The organism is Lederbergia panacisoli, from assembly GCF_024626525.1.
Classification (GTDB): domain Bacteria; phylum Bacillota; class Bacilli; order Bacillales; family Bacillaceae_C; genus Lederbergia; species Lederbergia panacisoli.
Genome location: NZ_JANJGU010000003.1, coordinates 235818 through 251034 on the forward strand (window position 1 = coordinate 235818; position 15217 = coordinate 251034).

Genomic DNA, 15217 nt, shown 5'->3' on the forward strand with positions numbered 1-15217 from the left:
AATAAAATTCGATATTATTGTTAATATTTTACTTTATTTCTACATGTTTATGTTAAATTCGTATATAATACATGTAATATAACGATTCGCCAAAATTTTTATTTGGAGTATTTACCCAATAGAGCTAGAAAGGAAGACAAAAATGGAAAAGCTAAAAATAGCAGGTGGATATCCGTTAAAAGGGACAATTAAAGTAAGTGGAGCAAAAAATAGTGCCGTTGCTCTAATCCCTGCTACGATATTAGCTGAATCACCTGTGACGATTGAAGGCCTTCCTGATATCTCAGATGTTCATACACTACAAGGACTACTCGAAGAAATAGGCGGTTATGTCACTTTTCAAAATGGAGAGATGACCGTTGATCCGAGTAAAATGATTTCCATGCCGCTTCCGAATGGAAAGGTGAAAAAACTAAGAGCCTCCTATTATTTAATGGGAGCGATGCTTGGCCGATTTAAAAAAGCGGTGATTGGTCTCCCGGGTGGATGCCATCTAGGCCCGCGTCCGATAGACCAGCATATTAAAGGCTTTGAAGCATTAGGCGCAAAGGTAACAAATGAGCAAGGAGCCATCTATCTTCGTGCAGATGAACTTCGAGGTTCGAGGATTTATTTGGACGTTGTCAGTGTTGGTGCGACTATTAATATTATGCTTGCTGCTGTCCGGGCAAAAGGACGTACAATAATCGAAAATGCAGCTAAAGAACCTGAAATTATAGATGTTGCTACCCTGTTAACGAATATGGGGGCAAAAATAAAAGGGGCTGGAACAGACGTTATTCGTATTGACGGAGTTGATAGTTTAAACGGATGCCGCCACACGATTATCCCTGATCGAATTGAAGCAGGTACATTCATGATACTTGGAGCGGCGGTTGGAGAAGGAATCTTGATCGATAACGTCATTCCTCATCATCTTGAATCGCTCACAGCAAAACTTCGTGAAATGGGCGTACCTGTAGAAACCGGTGACGATCAGATTTTTATTGGGAAAAATAAAGAGTATAAACCAATCGATATTAAAACCCTTGTTTATCCCGGATTCCCAACCGATTTACAGCAGCCTTTTACCGTACTTTTGACAAAAGCGGGAGGCTCATCCATCGTGACGGATACCATTTATTCTGCCCGTTTTAAACATATCGATGAATTGCGGAGAATGAATGCCAACATAAAAGTGGAAGGCAGTTCAGCCATCGTAAATGGCCCATCAAATTTACAAGGGGCAAAAGTAAAAGCTTCTGATCTGCGAGCGGGCGCTGCATTAGTAATTGCAGGGCTTTTGGCAGAAGGCATAACGGAAGTAACTGGTATTGAACATATCGATCGAGGATACAGTGATTTAGTTGAGAAATTGAATGGACTTGGAGCAACAATTTGGCGTGAAAAAATGACTGAGGAAGAAATGGAGCAATTAAAGAGTTCTTAATAAGAAAAGCGCAAGCGCCTGCTCATCGACGTATGGATTTCGTAGTTCCTGACGAGATAAAGGAAACACGGCGAGGAACGAGCCGATGTTGACTTATCGTAGGAAGGGACATAGAAATCCACTAGTCGATAGGCGCTGAAGCTGGACAAAGAAAAGCGCAAGCGCCTGCTCATCGACGTATGGATTTCGTAGTTCCTGACGAGATAAAGGAAACACGATGAGCCCGTGGCGAATCGATGTTGACTTATCGAAGGAAGGAACGAAGGAATCCACTAGTCGATAGGCGCTGGAGCTAGTCAGCATGTCTTTCTTTTGGAGAGTCTAAAAAAGCCAGACTCTCCTTTGCAACTATTACCAATTCGATGTAAAATAGGCATATGGATGAGGCCACAATCCTCAACCTCTTCATACTCTTCGAATGTATTACTGTAAATATTGCTTTCCTCCTAATCAATGTTTTTCAACGAGAGTTTTTTCTACCTGAAGCATATTAGATTCCTTTTTCCGGTGAATAACGATCTTGAACTTATTTTATTTATTAATTTTATTTTTTTATTCTTAATTCTTAATTTGAGGTAGACGTGTGCCAGTTTTTCCTCTATTAAGACTAAACTAAAAAAGAGTGGTGTCGAAATGGCTGAGTTAACAATTTCATTATTGGAAGATATGAAACTTAAAGAATTATATGAACTAGCCCGTGAATATAAGGTTTCATATTACAGCAAGCTAACAAAAAAAGAATTAATTTTTGCAATCCTAAAAGTCCGTGCAGAACGAGAAGGGTATTTCTTCATGGAAGGCGTTCTGGAAATCATCCAATCAGAAGGCTTCGGTTTTTTAAGGCCGATTAACTACACGGCAAGCTCTGAGGATATTTATATCTCCGCATCTCAGATTCGTCGTTTCGATTTGCGGAACGGTGATAAAGTATCCGGAAAAGTACGACCTCCGAAAGAAAATGAACGTTATTTTGGCTTATTGCACGTGGAAGCTGTCAATGGTGACGATCCGGAAACAGCAAAAGAGCGGGTGCATTTTCCGGCATTGACGCCGCTATATCCTGATCGCCAAATCAAGCTTGAAACAACTCCAACGAATCTATCAACTAGAATCATGGATTTAATTTCGCCAGTTGGATTCGGGCAGCGTGGATTAATCGTCGCACCTCCAAAAGCGGGAAAGACGATGCTGTTAAAATCAATTGCCAATTCGATTACAACAAATAATCCCGAAGCAGAATTGATTGTTTTATTAATTGACGAGCGTCCCGAGGAAGTAACGGACATCGAGCGGTCGGTTAATGCAGAAGTAGTTAGTTCCACATTTGACGAAGTTCCAGAAAATCATATAAAAGTGGCTGAGCTTGTTTTAGAACGGGCGATGCGTTTAGTGGAGCATAAGCGCGATGTCATCATTTTGATGGACAGTATTACAAGACTTGCTCGCGCATATAACTTAGTGATCCCTCCGAGTGGAAGAACATTGTCAGGTGGTATCGATCCTGCTGCGTTTCACCGTCCGAAGCGATTTTTCGGTGCAGCGAGAAATATTGAAGAAGGCGGCAGCTTAACTATTTTGGCAACAGCTCTTGTCGACACAGGTTCTCGCATGGACGATGTCATTTATGAAGAGTTTAAAGGAACAGGAAACTTGGAACTGCATCTTGATCGTTCACTTGCCGAAAGAAGAATTTTCCCCGCCATCGATATTCGCCGTTCTGGTACAAGAAAAGAAGAGTTGCTCATTCCGAAAGAGCAGCTTGAAAAACTGTGGAAACTGCGCAAAGCCATGTCAGATTCTCCAGATTTCGCAGAGAAATTTTTGCGTAAGCTGCGTCAATCGAAGACGAATGAAGAGTTCTTCAATATGTTGGCAGCAGCGGAAGCAAAAGGAAATACTAACGGTAGAAACGTTCTGTAAGTTTCAATTTTTTATGCTGGAAATATTGCAATTTATGCAAGCCCTTGTTATAATAAAAAATGTGTTTTTGAAGAAAAATATCCTAAAAGCATCACGATAGATAACTCTGTTTCAGCAAATGATTCAGGGCATAAGGAGATGAAAGTAATGAAAGCAGGAATTCATCCAGAATATAAAAAAGTAATGGTTAAATGTGCATGCGGAAATGAATTTGAGAGCGGATCTGTAAAAGAAAACGTACGCGTTGAAATTTGCTCAGAATGCCACCCATTCTACACAGGTCGTCAAAAATTCGCAACTGCAGACGGACGCGTTGACCGCTTCAATAAAAAATACGGTCTTAAGTAAGGTAGGCAGAAACACCTTGCTGCATCTTACACCAAAAAAACGGGCAAGAAATGCTTGCCTGTTTTTTTATTGCCTAAAATGGGGCAAAGCTATACGATGAGGTTTTTACTCTCGTATAAAATGTGCACACTCTCGTATAGTTTTTTTTACTCTCGTATAGAAGTTTTTTACTCCCGTATAAGTAGTGCTAACTCCCGTATAGGGTTTTTTACTCTCGTAAGTAGTCCATACTTCCGTTTAAGAGAAACTTACTCTCGTATAAAATACACCACCTATGAAATCCCAAAAATCGTTCATTCAAAAGTAAAACCTGAAAGGAGCAGTCATCTCATGGATATCATCAAACATACAGGCTGGATTGAAGTCATTTGTGGGAGCATGTTCTCTGGAAAGTCAGAGGAATTGATTCGCCGAGTCAGAAGAACTCAATTCGCAAAACAGACCATTATGGTTTTTAAACCCCAACTCGATAACCGCTATAGCATCAGTGAGGTTGTTTCGCATAATGGAACAGCAGTGAACGCTCAACCTGTGAAAAATTCAGCTGAAATATTAAAGGCTGTACATGCTGATATCGATGTTGTTGCAATCGACGAAGCACAATTTTTTGATAATGGGCTTATCGCCGTAGCACAGCAATTAGCAAATAGTGGCCATCGGGTGATCCTCGCTGGGCTTGATCAAGATTTTCGCGGTGAACCATTTGGTCCTATGCCTCAATTAATGGCGATCGCCGAACATGTAACGAAACTTCAAGCAGTTTGTGCCGTTTGCGGATCACCGGCAAGCAGGACACAGCGCTTAATCAATGGAGAACCGGCATGCTACGACGATCCGATTATTTTAGTCGGGGCAGCTGAAGCGTACGAAGCAAGATGCAGACATCATCATGAAGTACCTGCTGGTATGAATGCGATCTTGCGACAACCGATTGAAAACGGAAAATAGATCTTACATATTGTCAGTCCTTGAACTTTCTCAAGGACTATTTTTTATTTCTATAAAACTTTTTTCATACTACATAGTCTAATACCCTGGAAGGGGGATTTCGGTGATTGAAGAGAAAATTGTCTATCTGCAAAGCAACTATTTTAACGAATCTAACGAACTTTATATAGCGCTTAATAAAATTCAAGCAATAGATAAGGATGAGGCTGAATTAGTGGTAGATATTGAAAAGGAAAGAATCATTAAACAGCCGAAAAGAAACCAAATTATTTCTAAAGTAAATGTTTCAGGAAATGAATTGATTTTTACGATGCGAACAAAAGAGGAATTTTCTTATTTTATGTTTGGCACACCAAGGGATAGCGATGGTAAAGAATAAGAATCAGGTTCTTCATTTTCAAGATTTCACGATGGTGAAGAAAACAAAGTATATGAAGATGGAATCAATATAGAAAATTTACATTCTGTCAAAGGTCGAATTTCACTAGAAATATCTTATTATCCATCATGGATCGTAGGCTCTGAAAAAATAAAAGTTAAATAAGAACGTCTTTTTTACAAGAAATATTTGCTTTGCATAAAGTGAACGTTATACTATAAAATAGTGCACTTATGCAAACAGTATGAGGTGAAAAAGATGTTTGACAAATTACAAGCTGTAGAGGACCGCTATGACAGGTTGAATGAACTTTTAAGCGACCCCGATATTGTCAGCGATTCTACAAAGTTAAGGGATTATTCAAAGGAACAATCGGCGATTGCGGAAACAGTTGAAGTTTATCGTGAATATAAAAATGCTCAAACTCAATATAAAGAAGCGAAAGAAATGCTTGATGACAAGCTTGATCCAGATATGCGCGAAATGGTAAAAGAGGAAATCGGCGAACTCGAAGATCAGCTAGAAGATTTAGAATCTCGACTAAAAATTCTACTCGTACCAAAAGATCCGAATGATGATAAAAACGTCATTATGGAAATCCGCGGTGCGGCAGGTGGCGATGAGGCTGCTTTATTTGCCGGAGATTTATATCGTATGTACAGTCGTTTTGCCGAAGCGCATAATTGGAAGACAGATGTGATCGAAGCGCATTCCACTGGACTTGGCGGTTATAAAGAAATTATTTTTATAATTAATGGGAACGGTGCATACTCCAAGTTGAAGTATGAAAATGGAGCCCATCGCGTTCAACGTGTCCCTGAGACGGAATCAGGCGGCCGGATTCATACATCAACTGCAACAGTTGCTGTTCTTCCCGAGGCAGAGGAAGTAGAAGTGGATATTCATGAAAAAGATATCCGAGTGGATACTTTTGCTTCAAGTGGTCCTGGTGGACAAAGCGTAAACACGACGATGTCAGCCGTTCGGTTAACGCATATCCCGACAGGCGTTGTTGTGTCTTGCCAAGATGAAAAGTCACAGATCAAAAATAAAGAAAAAGCAATGAAGGTATTGCGCGCCCGTGTATATGATATGTTCCGGCAGGAAGCGCAAGCTGAATATGATGCCAACCGTAAGTCTGCCGTTGGAACCGGTGATCGCTCCGAACGAATTCGCACGTACAATTTCCCGCAAAATCGTGTGACGGATCATCGAATTGGATTAACAATTCAAAAGCTTGATCAAATTTTAGAAGGCAAGCTCGATGAAGTGATTGATGCTTTAGTCATTGAAGATCAATCCAAAAAACTTGAGAGCGTGGAAGAATAATGATGCACAAAAAAGTGTATGAAGCCCTCAATTGGGCTTCTTCTTTTTTAAAAGAACATGGCCGTGATGAAAATGCAGGCGAGCTTTTATTAATGTGGATATTGGGGATAAGCAGGGCTCAGCTTTTGGCAGAGTTAAGAATGGAATTGCTTGATGATGAATATAATCGATTCCTTGAGGCGCTTAAGGAGCATGTTTCGGGTCGCCCAATTCAACACATTATTGGGTATGAGGAGTTTTATGGAAGAAAGTTCATCGTGAATGAACATGTACTAATTCCACGTCCAGAAACAGAGGAATTAATTGTTGCCGTTCTCGAAAGATTGGATTCATATTTTGAGCTGTCTTCAGGGCTTAAATGTGTGGATATTGGGACAGGCAGTGGAGCGATTGCTATTACGATGAAACTAGAACGACCTAGTCTGGAAGTTTCTGCCTCGGATATTTCCGAAGAAGCTTTAAAAATCGCCCAGAAAAACGCGGATGGTCTCGGAGCGGAAATCGATTATCGGTATGGAAATTTACTTGAACCATATTTAAACGAAAAATGGGATATCGTTCTCTCAAATCCACCCTATATTCCAAACGAAGAAAAACACATTTTATCAGAAGTCGTTCGAGAGCATGAGCCACATCATGCACTATTTGGTGGCATCGATGGCCTTGATTTTTACCGCAGATTTGCCAGCGACCTGCCAAAGCTCATTAATAAAAAAGCACTCATCGCATTTGAAATTGGTGCCGGTCAAGGAGAGGCAGTTGCGGCCTTAATGAAAAAGGCCTTCCCGCAAGGCAAGACTGAGATTATTCATGATATAAATAGAAAAGACCGAATCGTCCTTACTAGAACCAGTCCCTTTAAAAAATGAATGCCGCATCGTGACCCAGAACAAGCAATATCCAGCTTTAAGGGCACGATGAGCGCTTCAATGTGCCCAATAACAGCACTATTTTTAGATTAGGGTCACGATGATGACCACAATCGGACAGTTTTGACGTTATTCCCATGATCATGGACAGTATGAGCGTTTCAATCGGACAGTTTTGACGTTATTCCCATGATCATAGGCAGTATAAGCGTTCCAATCGGACAGTTTTGACGTTATTCCCATGATCATGGACAGTATGAGCGTTTCAATCGGACAGTTTTGACGTTATTCCCATGATTATGGGCAGTATGAGCGTTTCAATCGGACAGTTTTGACGTTATTCCCATGATCATGGGCAGTATGAGCGTTCCAATCGGACAGTTTTGACGTTATTCCCATGATCATGGGCAGTATGAGCGTTTCAATCGGACAGTTTTGACGTTATTCCCATGATTATGGGCAGTATGAGCGTTTCAATCGGACAGTCCCGCCGCGTATTACAAATTCCCGGGCACCTTGAACCCCAGTAGAAACCAAAACAAATCTCCATGTTTAGAATTCTATCGTTTTGTCCATAATGCCTTTTAGAGGGGGCAGATGGATATGATGTATGAATATAGTAAACATAGATTCTATCAAAAAAATATAGCTTGGATGTATTTATTGATTCTCGTTTTTGCGACGATGGCGAGCTTGATTATTCCAAAACAGGACATGGCAAAGGCGTCGGATCCGCTTGTCATTCCGGGGGAGGCAATTCGCCTTAGAATATTGGCTAATAGTGATGGGGAAAAGGATCAGGAAGTAAAAAGAGCGATTCGTGATGCGGTGAATATGGAAATTACAACATGGGTGCAAGATTTAACATCTATTGATGACGCAAGATTCACGATTACCTCTCAACTTGATCAAGTAGAAGAGATCGCAAAACAAGAGTTGGCTGCACGCAATCTTGATTATTCCGTTAAAGTAGAATTCGGAAATGTTCAGTTTCCAACTAAATTGTATGGCCAATATCTTTATCCTGCAGGCACCTATGAAGCTATTTTAATCACTCTAGGTAAGGGAAAGGGGGCCAATTGGTGGTGTGTTCTGTTTCCACCGCTTTGCTTTCTAGACTTTTCTAATAGTTTGGCAGTGAGTCCCGGCTTCGAGGAAGATGCTTATTCAAACGTTGATCCAGGAATTAAGCCTGAAACTAATTTAAAAAATGATTCCGAAACCGATAAAGACGCTATTGTGGAAAATGTTAATAAAGAGATTGGAACGAATAATGTGGATACAACTGATGTGGATAAACCTGTGGATAATGATCCCGAACATAAAAAGAACCAATCCTTAGAACAACAACCCACATTTGTAAAAGATGAAGAAAATAAAGTTGAAGTTAAATTTTTCATAGTAGAATTATTTAATAAATTATTTTAACACTTTATATGCAGGTTATACACATAAATCACAACAGTTATCCACTGGATAATCTGAATTATCCACATTATGTGTATAACTTGTTCGCTTTTTCACTCTGAAACTCGTGAAAAATAAATAATATCAACAAAGAGGAATGAGGCAATAAAAATGAAAACAGAAAGATGGTCCGTGGATAAAGATGTGGATAAAAATAAAAGTTATCCACAGATTAAGGAAGCTGCTTCTTTTTTACATAAAAACGAAGTAGTCGCTTTTCCGACAGAAACAGTATATGGGCTAGGGGCTAACGCTAAATCGGATGAAGCTGTCGCTAAAATCTTTGCGGCAAAAGGAAGGCCGGCAGACAACCCATTGATTGTCCACATATCATCCACAAGTCAGCTTCAAGACATTGTTGCCTCTATTCCGGAAAAAGCTAGAAAATTGATGGATCATTTTTGGCCAGGTCCATTAACGATCATTTTTCAAAAAAAACAAGGAGCAGTATCAGATTTAGTGACGGCGGGACTTGATACTGTTGCACTCCGCATGCCAGATCACCCAATTGCCCTCGAACTTATTTCGACCTCAGGTCTACCATTAGCGGCACCAAGTGCAAATCGATCCGGGAAACCAAGTCCGACAGCTGCTGAACATGTAGCGAACGATTTGATGGGGAAAATTGCCGGTATATTAGACGGAGGTCCTACGGGTGTTGGTGTTGAATCGACCGTCATTGATTGCACCGGTACGACACCGATAATTCTGAGACCGGGCGGCGTTTCGAAGGAAGAGATTGAATCGATCATATATCAAGTTGAAGTGGATTCTAGCTTAAAAAACCAAGAGCAAAAGCCGAAGTCACCTGGAATGAAATATAAGCATTATGCACCTGCAGCGCCTTTGTTTTTAGCAGATGGTGAACCAGAATGGCTTCAGACCGTCATTAATGAAAAAAGAAATCAAGGTTTAAAAGTAGGCGTAATGGCATCATCTGAAACGGCTTCCGATTATGATGCTGATATGATCCTTGATTGTGGCAGCAAGGCTAACCTAAATGAAGTTGCTCACTCTCTATATCACGTTCTCCGTGCATTTGACGAGGCCCAACTTGACATCATTTTCTCGGAGACATTTCCGGAAACAGGTGTCGGTGCAGCCATTATGAATCGGCTAGACAAAGCGGCTGGCCACAATTGGATTCGTCAAAAGGCAAGGCCATAAAAAAATAGTCTAATATTATTTTTAATCGCATATGTTCCCTATAGGCAAGTCCAATGGTGGAAGGGGAAGATAGACGGTGCTTCCGGAAATCATCACATTATTGATCATGGCATTTGCAGTCGGGATGGACGCCTTCTCTGTCTCCCTCGGCATGGGAATATATGAGCTAAGATTAAAACAAATCTTTTTTATCGGAATTTCTGTAGGTATCTTTCATGTTGTCATGCCATTGATTGGCGTGTTAGCAGGACATTTATTATCAGATACCTTTGGAAAAATAACAGGTAATATCGGAGGAATCCTTCTAGTTTTACTTGGACTGCAAATGATCATATTTTGTTTCAGGAACGACCAGCAGACTTTTATATTGCCGGTTGGCGGGGGAATCATTATTTTTTCGCTCCTTTTAAGCGTGGATAGTTTTTCTGCTGGAATTAGTTTAGGGATGTTTGGAGCGAGAGCAGCGATCGCCGCTTTGTGCTTCGGATTCGTTGCCGTTTTCCTGACGTGGAGCGGATTATTATTAGGGCGTAAAGTGCAAAATTTACTCGGAATCTATGGAGAGATTCTTGGAGGTATAATTTTGATCGCATTTGGTCTTAAGCTATTGGTACAATTTCCTTACTGAACAAAGGCAAGAAAGGCGGCTTTTCTTTTTAGAGGGCTGTCTTTTTTTATTGCTGCATAGGAACAAGCCACTTGCGCTTTTCTAAAACTATGCCATAATTTTCACTATATTCCAGTAGTCCTTTATACTTAAATGTGCGGAAAAGGTGGTAGTAAACGTGAACGTTCTTTTTGTTTGTACGGGAAATACTTGTAGAAGCCCAATGGCGGAAGCAATTTTTAATAATGAATGGACCGGTAAAGGTGAAGCTAAGTCAGTTGGTATGTTTGCATCTGTTGGTGAACATGCGGCTATGAATACGATAAATGTTTTAAAAGAAAACGGAATACATCTTAGTCATCAATCTAAACAACTTACGGAAAAAGATTTGGAATGGGCTTACTTAATTCTTACAATGACAACCTCTCATAAAAATATGTTGCTAAACAATTATCCCGGTTCTGCCGATAAAATATATACATTGAAAGAATACATAAATGGTCCCGGGCGAGATTTGGATGTGATGGATCCTTACGGAGGGGATATAAATGTGTATCGATCAACTTTTATGGAATTAAAGAAATTGATAAACCGCATTTTTGAAAATGAATAACCCCGTAAAAATCTACACAATTAAAGAACTGGACAGGTGAACGAACATGGCAAAAAAACGCAAATACAAATTTGGTTTACAGAAAAAACTAGTCGTCTTTATTACTTCAGTCGCAGCGATTACATTTTCAACTAGTGCCTTCTTTCTTTATTTTATTTATCCTTTCGTAGATGAATATATGAGTGAAATGGTGTTTACGCTTTGTACATTATTGCTAGGAATTATTTGGTCTGGAATATTAACTTATTTTGGGGCGTTTTTTATTACTAAACCACTTCAAAGACTGGAACAGGCAGCGGTTAAAGTTGGAGAAGGGGATATAAGTACGGATGTAAAAATTTATGGTAAAGATGACGAGATTAATTCACTCGGAAAAGCATTTAACGGAATGCTCCATAATTTCAGAGAAATGGTATATCGAATTGAAGAAAATTTTAATAAAACAAATGAAAATGTAATTGCTATTTCTAAAAAATCAGTGAAAGCCGCTGAGGAAGCTGAAAATGCAGCTCATACTATATCGGAAATATCCGCTGGTGCGGAAAGCTCGGCCGCTGCGATTCAAGCAACAGCTGAATCTGTAGATGATATTACGCAAATTGCTCACAAAGTCCAGTCGATGGCGCAAGAATCAGAGAATATTACGAAAACAATGTTGGATGAGTTGTATAAAAGCCAACAAGTTGTTGAGTCACTTGTGAATGGAATTGAGAAATTGGCGATAGGGAATAATCAATCATTGGAAGCAGCACATAGGTTAGAAGAAAATGCAACGAAAGTAGAACAAATCATTCAGCTAGTTGGTGATATAGCAAACCAAACGAACTTGCTTGCGTTAAATGCATCAATAGAAGCGGCGAGGGCGGGCGAACATGGGAAAGGTTTTGCTGTTGTCGCGGAGGAAGTAAGAAAGCTAGCTGACGAAAGTGCAAAAGCAGTCCAAGGAATATCGGAACTTATTCAAAACATCCAAACAGAGGTTGGAAGTGTTGTGAAGCAAATTACTGCACAAGTTGCTTCTGTAAATGAAGAAGTGAAAAAAGGTACACAAACAAATTCAGCGATTACGGCGATGACAAAGACGATTCATGAAACGGCAGAAAGTGTTACAAACATATCGGACCTCGTCGACCGTCAAATGGAAAGTGTTAGTGTCACATCTGCACAGGCTCAAGAAGTAGCAGCAATTGCGGAAGAAACATCTGCTGGTGCAGAAGAAGTGGCGAAACAATCAAAAAAACAAGCAGAAGACATGGAAGAAATTGACCAGCTAGCGGATCAATTACGTGAGCAGGCCAGCAAATTAAAAGACACAATCTCCCGTTTTACTTTATAATACGGGGACAGGTTCAAAAGGGACAGGCTCAAGGAGGTTTTATTATGAAGGTTGCATTGGCATCGGATCACGGTGGCATTCATATTCGTGAAGAGATTAGACAGTTGCTTGAAGAGTTAAGGATAGAGTATGAGGATTTTGGTTGTGACTGTGCGGATTCAGTAGATTATCCAGATTATGCGGTACCTGTAGCAGAAAAAGTGGCAAAAGGTGAATTTGATCGCGGAATATTGATCTGCGGCACCGGTATCGGCATGAGCATTTCTGCGAATAAAGTAAAAGGGATTCGCTGTGCGCTCGTTCATGATGTTTTTAGCGCTAGAATGACCCGCCTACATAATGACAGCAATGTTTTAGCAATGGGAGAGCGTGTCATTGGGGCAGGATTGGCGCGTGAAATTGCCGAGATGTGGCTCAAAACGGAGTTTGAAAGCGGACGTCACCAAACACGTATTGGAAAAATAGCAGAATACGAAGGAAAATAGATTCAAAAGCGGAGGCGCCTGTCCATCGACGTACAGGCCCACAGGATGTGGGTCCGTCGACGTCGCCACAGGACGTGGCGGCTTTTAGTCGACGTTCCTTCTTTGGTCTTAGACTGAGATAAAGGAAACACGACGAGGGACGAGGCGATGTTGACTACGCAAGCGAAAAGGACAAGAAGTTTGCTAGTCGATAGGCGCTGGAGCTGGACGGAGACTCTCCCTCGGAAGTTACTACTCCCAGAGTTCTTCCAAAGTTCCTAATTTATAAACCCAAACAAAAACTAATCCGGATCGTGTCATTCACGTCCGGATTTTATTCAATATTTATTAGTAGAGGAGGATGAGGATTTTGACGTTACCTTTGGACCAATGGCGTGAAGAAATGAAGGCCATCATTCAAGAGAGCAGTAATTCATTGCAGCTAACTGCCGGGAAAATATTAGTCATCGGTTGCTCTACCTCAGAAGTTGCTGGGGAAAATATCGGCACGTCGGGAACGATGGAAGCAGCTGAAGTCATTTTTTCAGAGTTAAAAAAATATGCAGACTACCAGGGATTCAACTTGGCATTCCAATGTTGCGAACATTTAAATCGTGCGCTAGTCATTGAAAAACAAACGGCCATTGAAAAAGATCTTGAACAGGTTTCCGTCATTCCGGCTCCTAATGCAGGAGGTTCAATGGCGACATACGCCTATAATCAGTTTAAGGAACCAGTCGTAGTTGAATTCATTAAAGCAGATGCTGGAATAGACATAGGCGATACGTTTATCGGTATGCATCTAAAACATGTCGCAGTACCCATTCGTGTAAAACAGAAACAATTAGGGAATGCACATGTCACGCTTGCGACTACCCGACCAAAATTAATTGGTGGAGCAAGAGCAATATATGAACAGCAAAAGCTGAACATTCAATGCTGAATATGATAAAAATGTTCAGAAACCGCCCGTAAAAAATGAAAATTCGTTTGGCATGACCACTTTTCCGTGGTAAAATGGAAAAGAATTTATTTACGAGCATTATTTTTAACTTGATAAGGGGGAGCGAAATGAGCACAATTGCACAACAAGATCCGCAAGTGTACAAAGCGATTCAAAATGAATTAAAACGCCAGCGGACAAAAATTGAGTTGATCGCGTCTGAAAACTTTGTGAGCTCAGCAGTAATGGAAGCGCAAGGATCTGTATTGACGAATAAATATGCGGAAGGTTATCCGGGACGTCGTTACTACGGCGGTTGTGAGTATGTGGATGTTGCTGAAGATCTTGCACGTGACCGGGCGAAGGAAATATTTGGTGCGGAGCATGCCAACGTACAGCCTCATTCCGGTGCCCAGGCAAATATGGCTGTTTATTTTACGATTCTTGAACAAGGCGATACTGTTCTTGGGATGAATTTATCCCACGGTGGACATTTGACACATGGCAGCCCTGTTAATTTTAGTGGAGTTCAATACAATTTCGTAGAATATGGAGTCGATGAAAAAGATCATCGCATCGATTACGAGGATGTTCGCCAAAAGGCGCTCGAACATAAGCCGAAGCTCATTGTAGCGGGTGCAAGTGCTTATCCTCGAGTCATTGATTTTAAAAAGTTCCGTGAAATCGCCGATGAAGTTGGAGCGTATTTAATGGTGGATATGGCCCATATCGCTGGCCTAGTAGCTGTCGGTCTCCATCCGAATCCTATTCCTTATGCTGATTTCGTTACGACAACTACTCACAAAACATTGCGCGGTCCTCGTGGTGGAATGGTGCTTTGTAAAGAAGAGTTTGCGAAGAAAATCGATAAATCCGTTTTCCCTGGTCTTCAAGGCGGACCATTAATGCACGTGATTGCTGCAAAAGCAGTCGCATTTGGTGAAGCATTGAGCGAAGACTTTAAAACATATATTCAAACCGTTATCGATAATGCGAAACGTCTTGGTGAGTCATTGAAAAAAGAAGGGCTTGAGCTTGTTTCAGACGGAACAGACAATCATTTATTGCTGCTCGACCTTCGTTCAATTGGACTTACAGGAAAAGTCGCTGAAAAGGTATTGGATGACGTTGGCATCACAGTTAATAAAAACACGATCCCATACGATCCAGAAGGTCCATTTACAACAAGCGGAATCCGCATCGGTACACCGGCTGTAACGTCCAGAGGGTTTGGCTTAGAAGAAATGGATGAAATTGCATCCCTCATCGGATTCGTATTGAAAAATCATGACGACGAAGTCAAACTTGACGAAGCACGTGCACGAGTCGAAGCGTTAACTGCAAAATTCCCACTATATGAATAAAAAAATGATCGCCTTCCATGATGGAGGCGATTTT

At 40.8% G+C, this 15217-nt stretch carries 15 protein-coding genes; all 15 read left to right on the top strand.

Annotated elements, in window-relative coordinates; all coding sequences use genetic code 11:
• Positions 1-142: 142 nt before the first annotated feature.
• The 15 genes from murA to glyA all read left to right on the top strand — a co-directional run bounded on the left by murA (position 143) and on the right by glyA (position 15183).
• Positions 143-1429 (top strand): UDP-N-acetylglucosamine 1-carboxyvinyltransferase, encoded by a 1287-nt coding sequence (murA, locus tag NQ185_RS06780; protein WP_257580845.1) that lies wholly within the window; start codon positions 143-145, stop codon positions 1427-1429.
• 633 nt (positions 1430-2062) lie between these two features.
• The gene (gene rho / locus NQ185_RS06785; RefSeq protein ID WP_257580846.1) at positions 2063-3349 is read left to right on the top strand and encodes a transcription termination factor Rho; all 1287 of its coding nucleotides are present in this window, start codon (positions 2063-2065) and stop codon (positions 3347-3349) included.
• Positions 3350-3496: 147 nt separating this feature from the next.
• Entirely contained in the window at positions 3497-3697 is a 201-nt protein-coding gene (gene rpmE / locus NQ185_RS06790; protein WP_213129379.1) for a 50S ribosomal protein L31, read from the top strand.
• 330 nt (positions 3698-4027) lie between these two features.
• Entirely contained in the window at positions 4028-4645 is a 618-nt protein-coding gene (locus NQ185_RS06795; RefSeq protein ID WP_257580847.1) for a thymidine kinase, read from the top strand.
• Between the two features lie 103 nt (positions 4646-4748).
• Positions 4749-5024, top strand: coding sequence for a hypothetical protein (locus NQ185_RS06800; protein ID WP_257580848.1), 276 nt, complete (start codon positions 4749-4751; stop codon positions 5022-5024).
• A gap of 258 nt (positions 5025-5282) precedes the next feature.
• Positions 5283-6353 (top strand): peptide chain release factor 1, encoded by a 1071-nt coding sequence (gene prfA, locus NQ185_RS06805; RefSeq protein ID WP_257580849.1) that lies wholly within the window; start codon positions 5283-5285, stop codon positions 6351-6353.
• Between the two features lie 2 nt (positions 6354-6355).
• Positions 6356-7222: a peptide chain release factor N(5)-glutamine methyltransferase gene (gene prmC / locus NQ185_RS06810; RefSeq protein ID WP_257580851.1), complete on the top strand. Its 867-nt coding sequence runs from the start codon at positions 6356-6358 to the stop codon at positions 7220-7222.
• A gap of 603 nt (positions 7223-7825) precedes the next feature.
• Positions 7826-8650 carry a stage II sporulation protein R gene (gene spoIIR / locus NQ185_RS06815; protein WP_307000339.1) on the top strand — a complete coding sequence of 275 codons (825 nt, stop codon included), beginning with the start codon at positions 7826-7828 and terminating at the stop codon, positions 8648-8650.
• Between the two features lie 150 nt (positions 8651-8800).
• Positions 8801-9856 carry an L-threonylcarbamoyladenylate synthase gene (locus NQ185_RS06820; protein WP_257580852.1) on the top strand — a complete coding sequence of 352 codons (1056 nt, stop codon included), beginning with the start codon at positions 8801-8803 and terminating at the stop codon, positions 9854-9856.
• A 106-nt stretch (positions 9857-9962) separates the two neighbouring features.
• Positions 9963-10484 carry a manganese efflux pump MntP gene (locus NQ185_RS06825; protein WP_257580975.1) on the top strand — a complete coding sequence of 174 codons (522 nt, stop codon included), beginning with the start codon at positions 9963-9965 and terminating at the stop codon, positions 10482-10484.
• 157 nt (positions 10485-10641) lie between these two features.
• The gene (locus NQ185_RS06830) at positions 10642-11076 is read left to right on the top strand and encodes a low molecular weight protein arginine phosphatase (protein WP_257580853.1); all 435 of its coding nucleotides are present in this window, start codon (positions 10642-10644) and stop codon (positions 11074-11076) included.
• 46 nt (positions 11077-11122) lie between these two features.
• Entirely contained in the window at positions 11123-12412 is a 1290-nt protein-coding gene (locus tag NQ185_RS06835) for a methyl-accepting chemotaxis protein (protein ID WP_257580854.1), read from the top strand.
• 44 nt (positions 12413-12456) lie between these two features.
• On the top strand, positions 12457-12897 hold the full coding sequence (gene rpiB, locus NQ185_RS06840) for a ribose 5-phosphate isomerase B (RefSeq protein WP_257580855.1): 441 nt from the start codon (positions 12457-12459) through the stop codon (positions 12895-12897).
• A gap of 349 nt (positions 12898-13246) precedes the next feature.
• On the top strand, positions 13247-13819 hold the full coding sequence (locus NQ185_RS06845) for a TIGR01440 family protein (RefSeq protein WP_257580857.1): 573 nt from the start codon (positions 13247-13249) through the stop codon (positions 13817-13819).
• A gap of 128 nt (positions 13820-13947) precedes the next feature.
• Positions 13948-15183 carry a serine hydroxymethyltransferase gene (glyA, locus tag NQ185_RS06850; protein WP_257580858.1) on the top strand — a complete coding sequence of 412 codons (1236 nt, stop codon included), beginning with the start codon at positions 13948-13950 and terminating at the stop codon, positions 15181-15183.
• Positions 15184-15217: the final 34 nt, after the last annotated feature.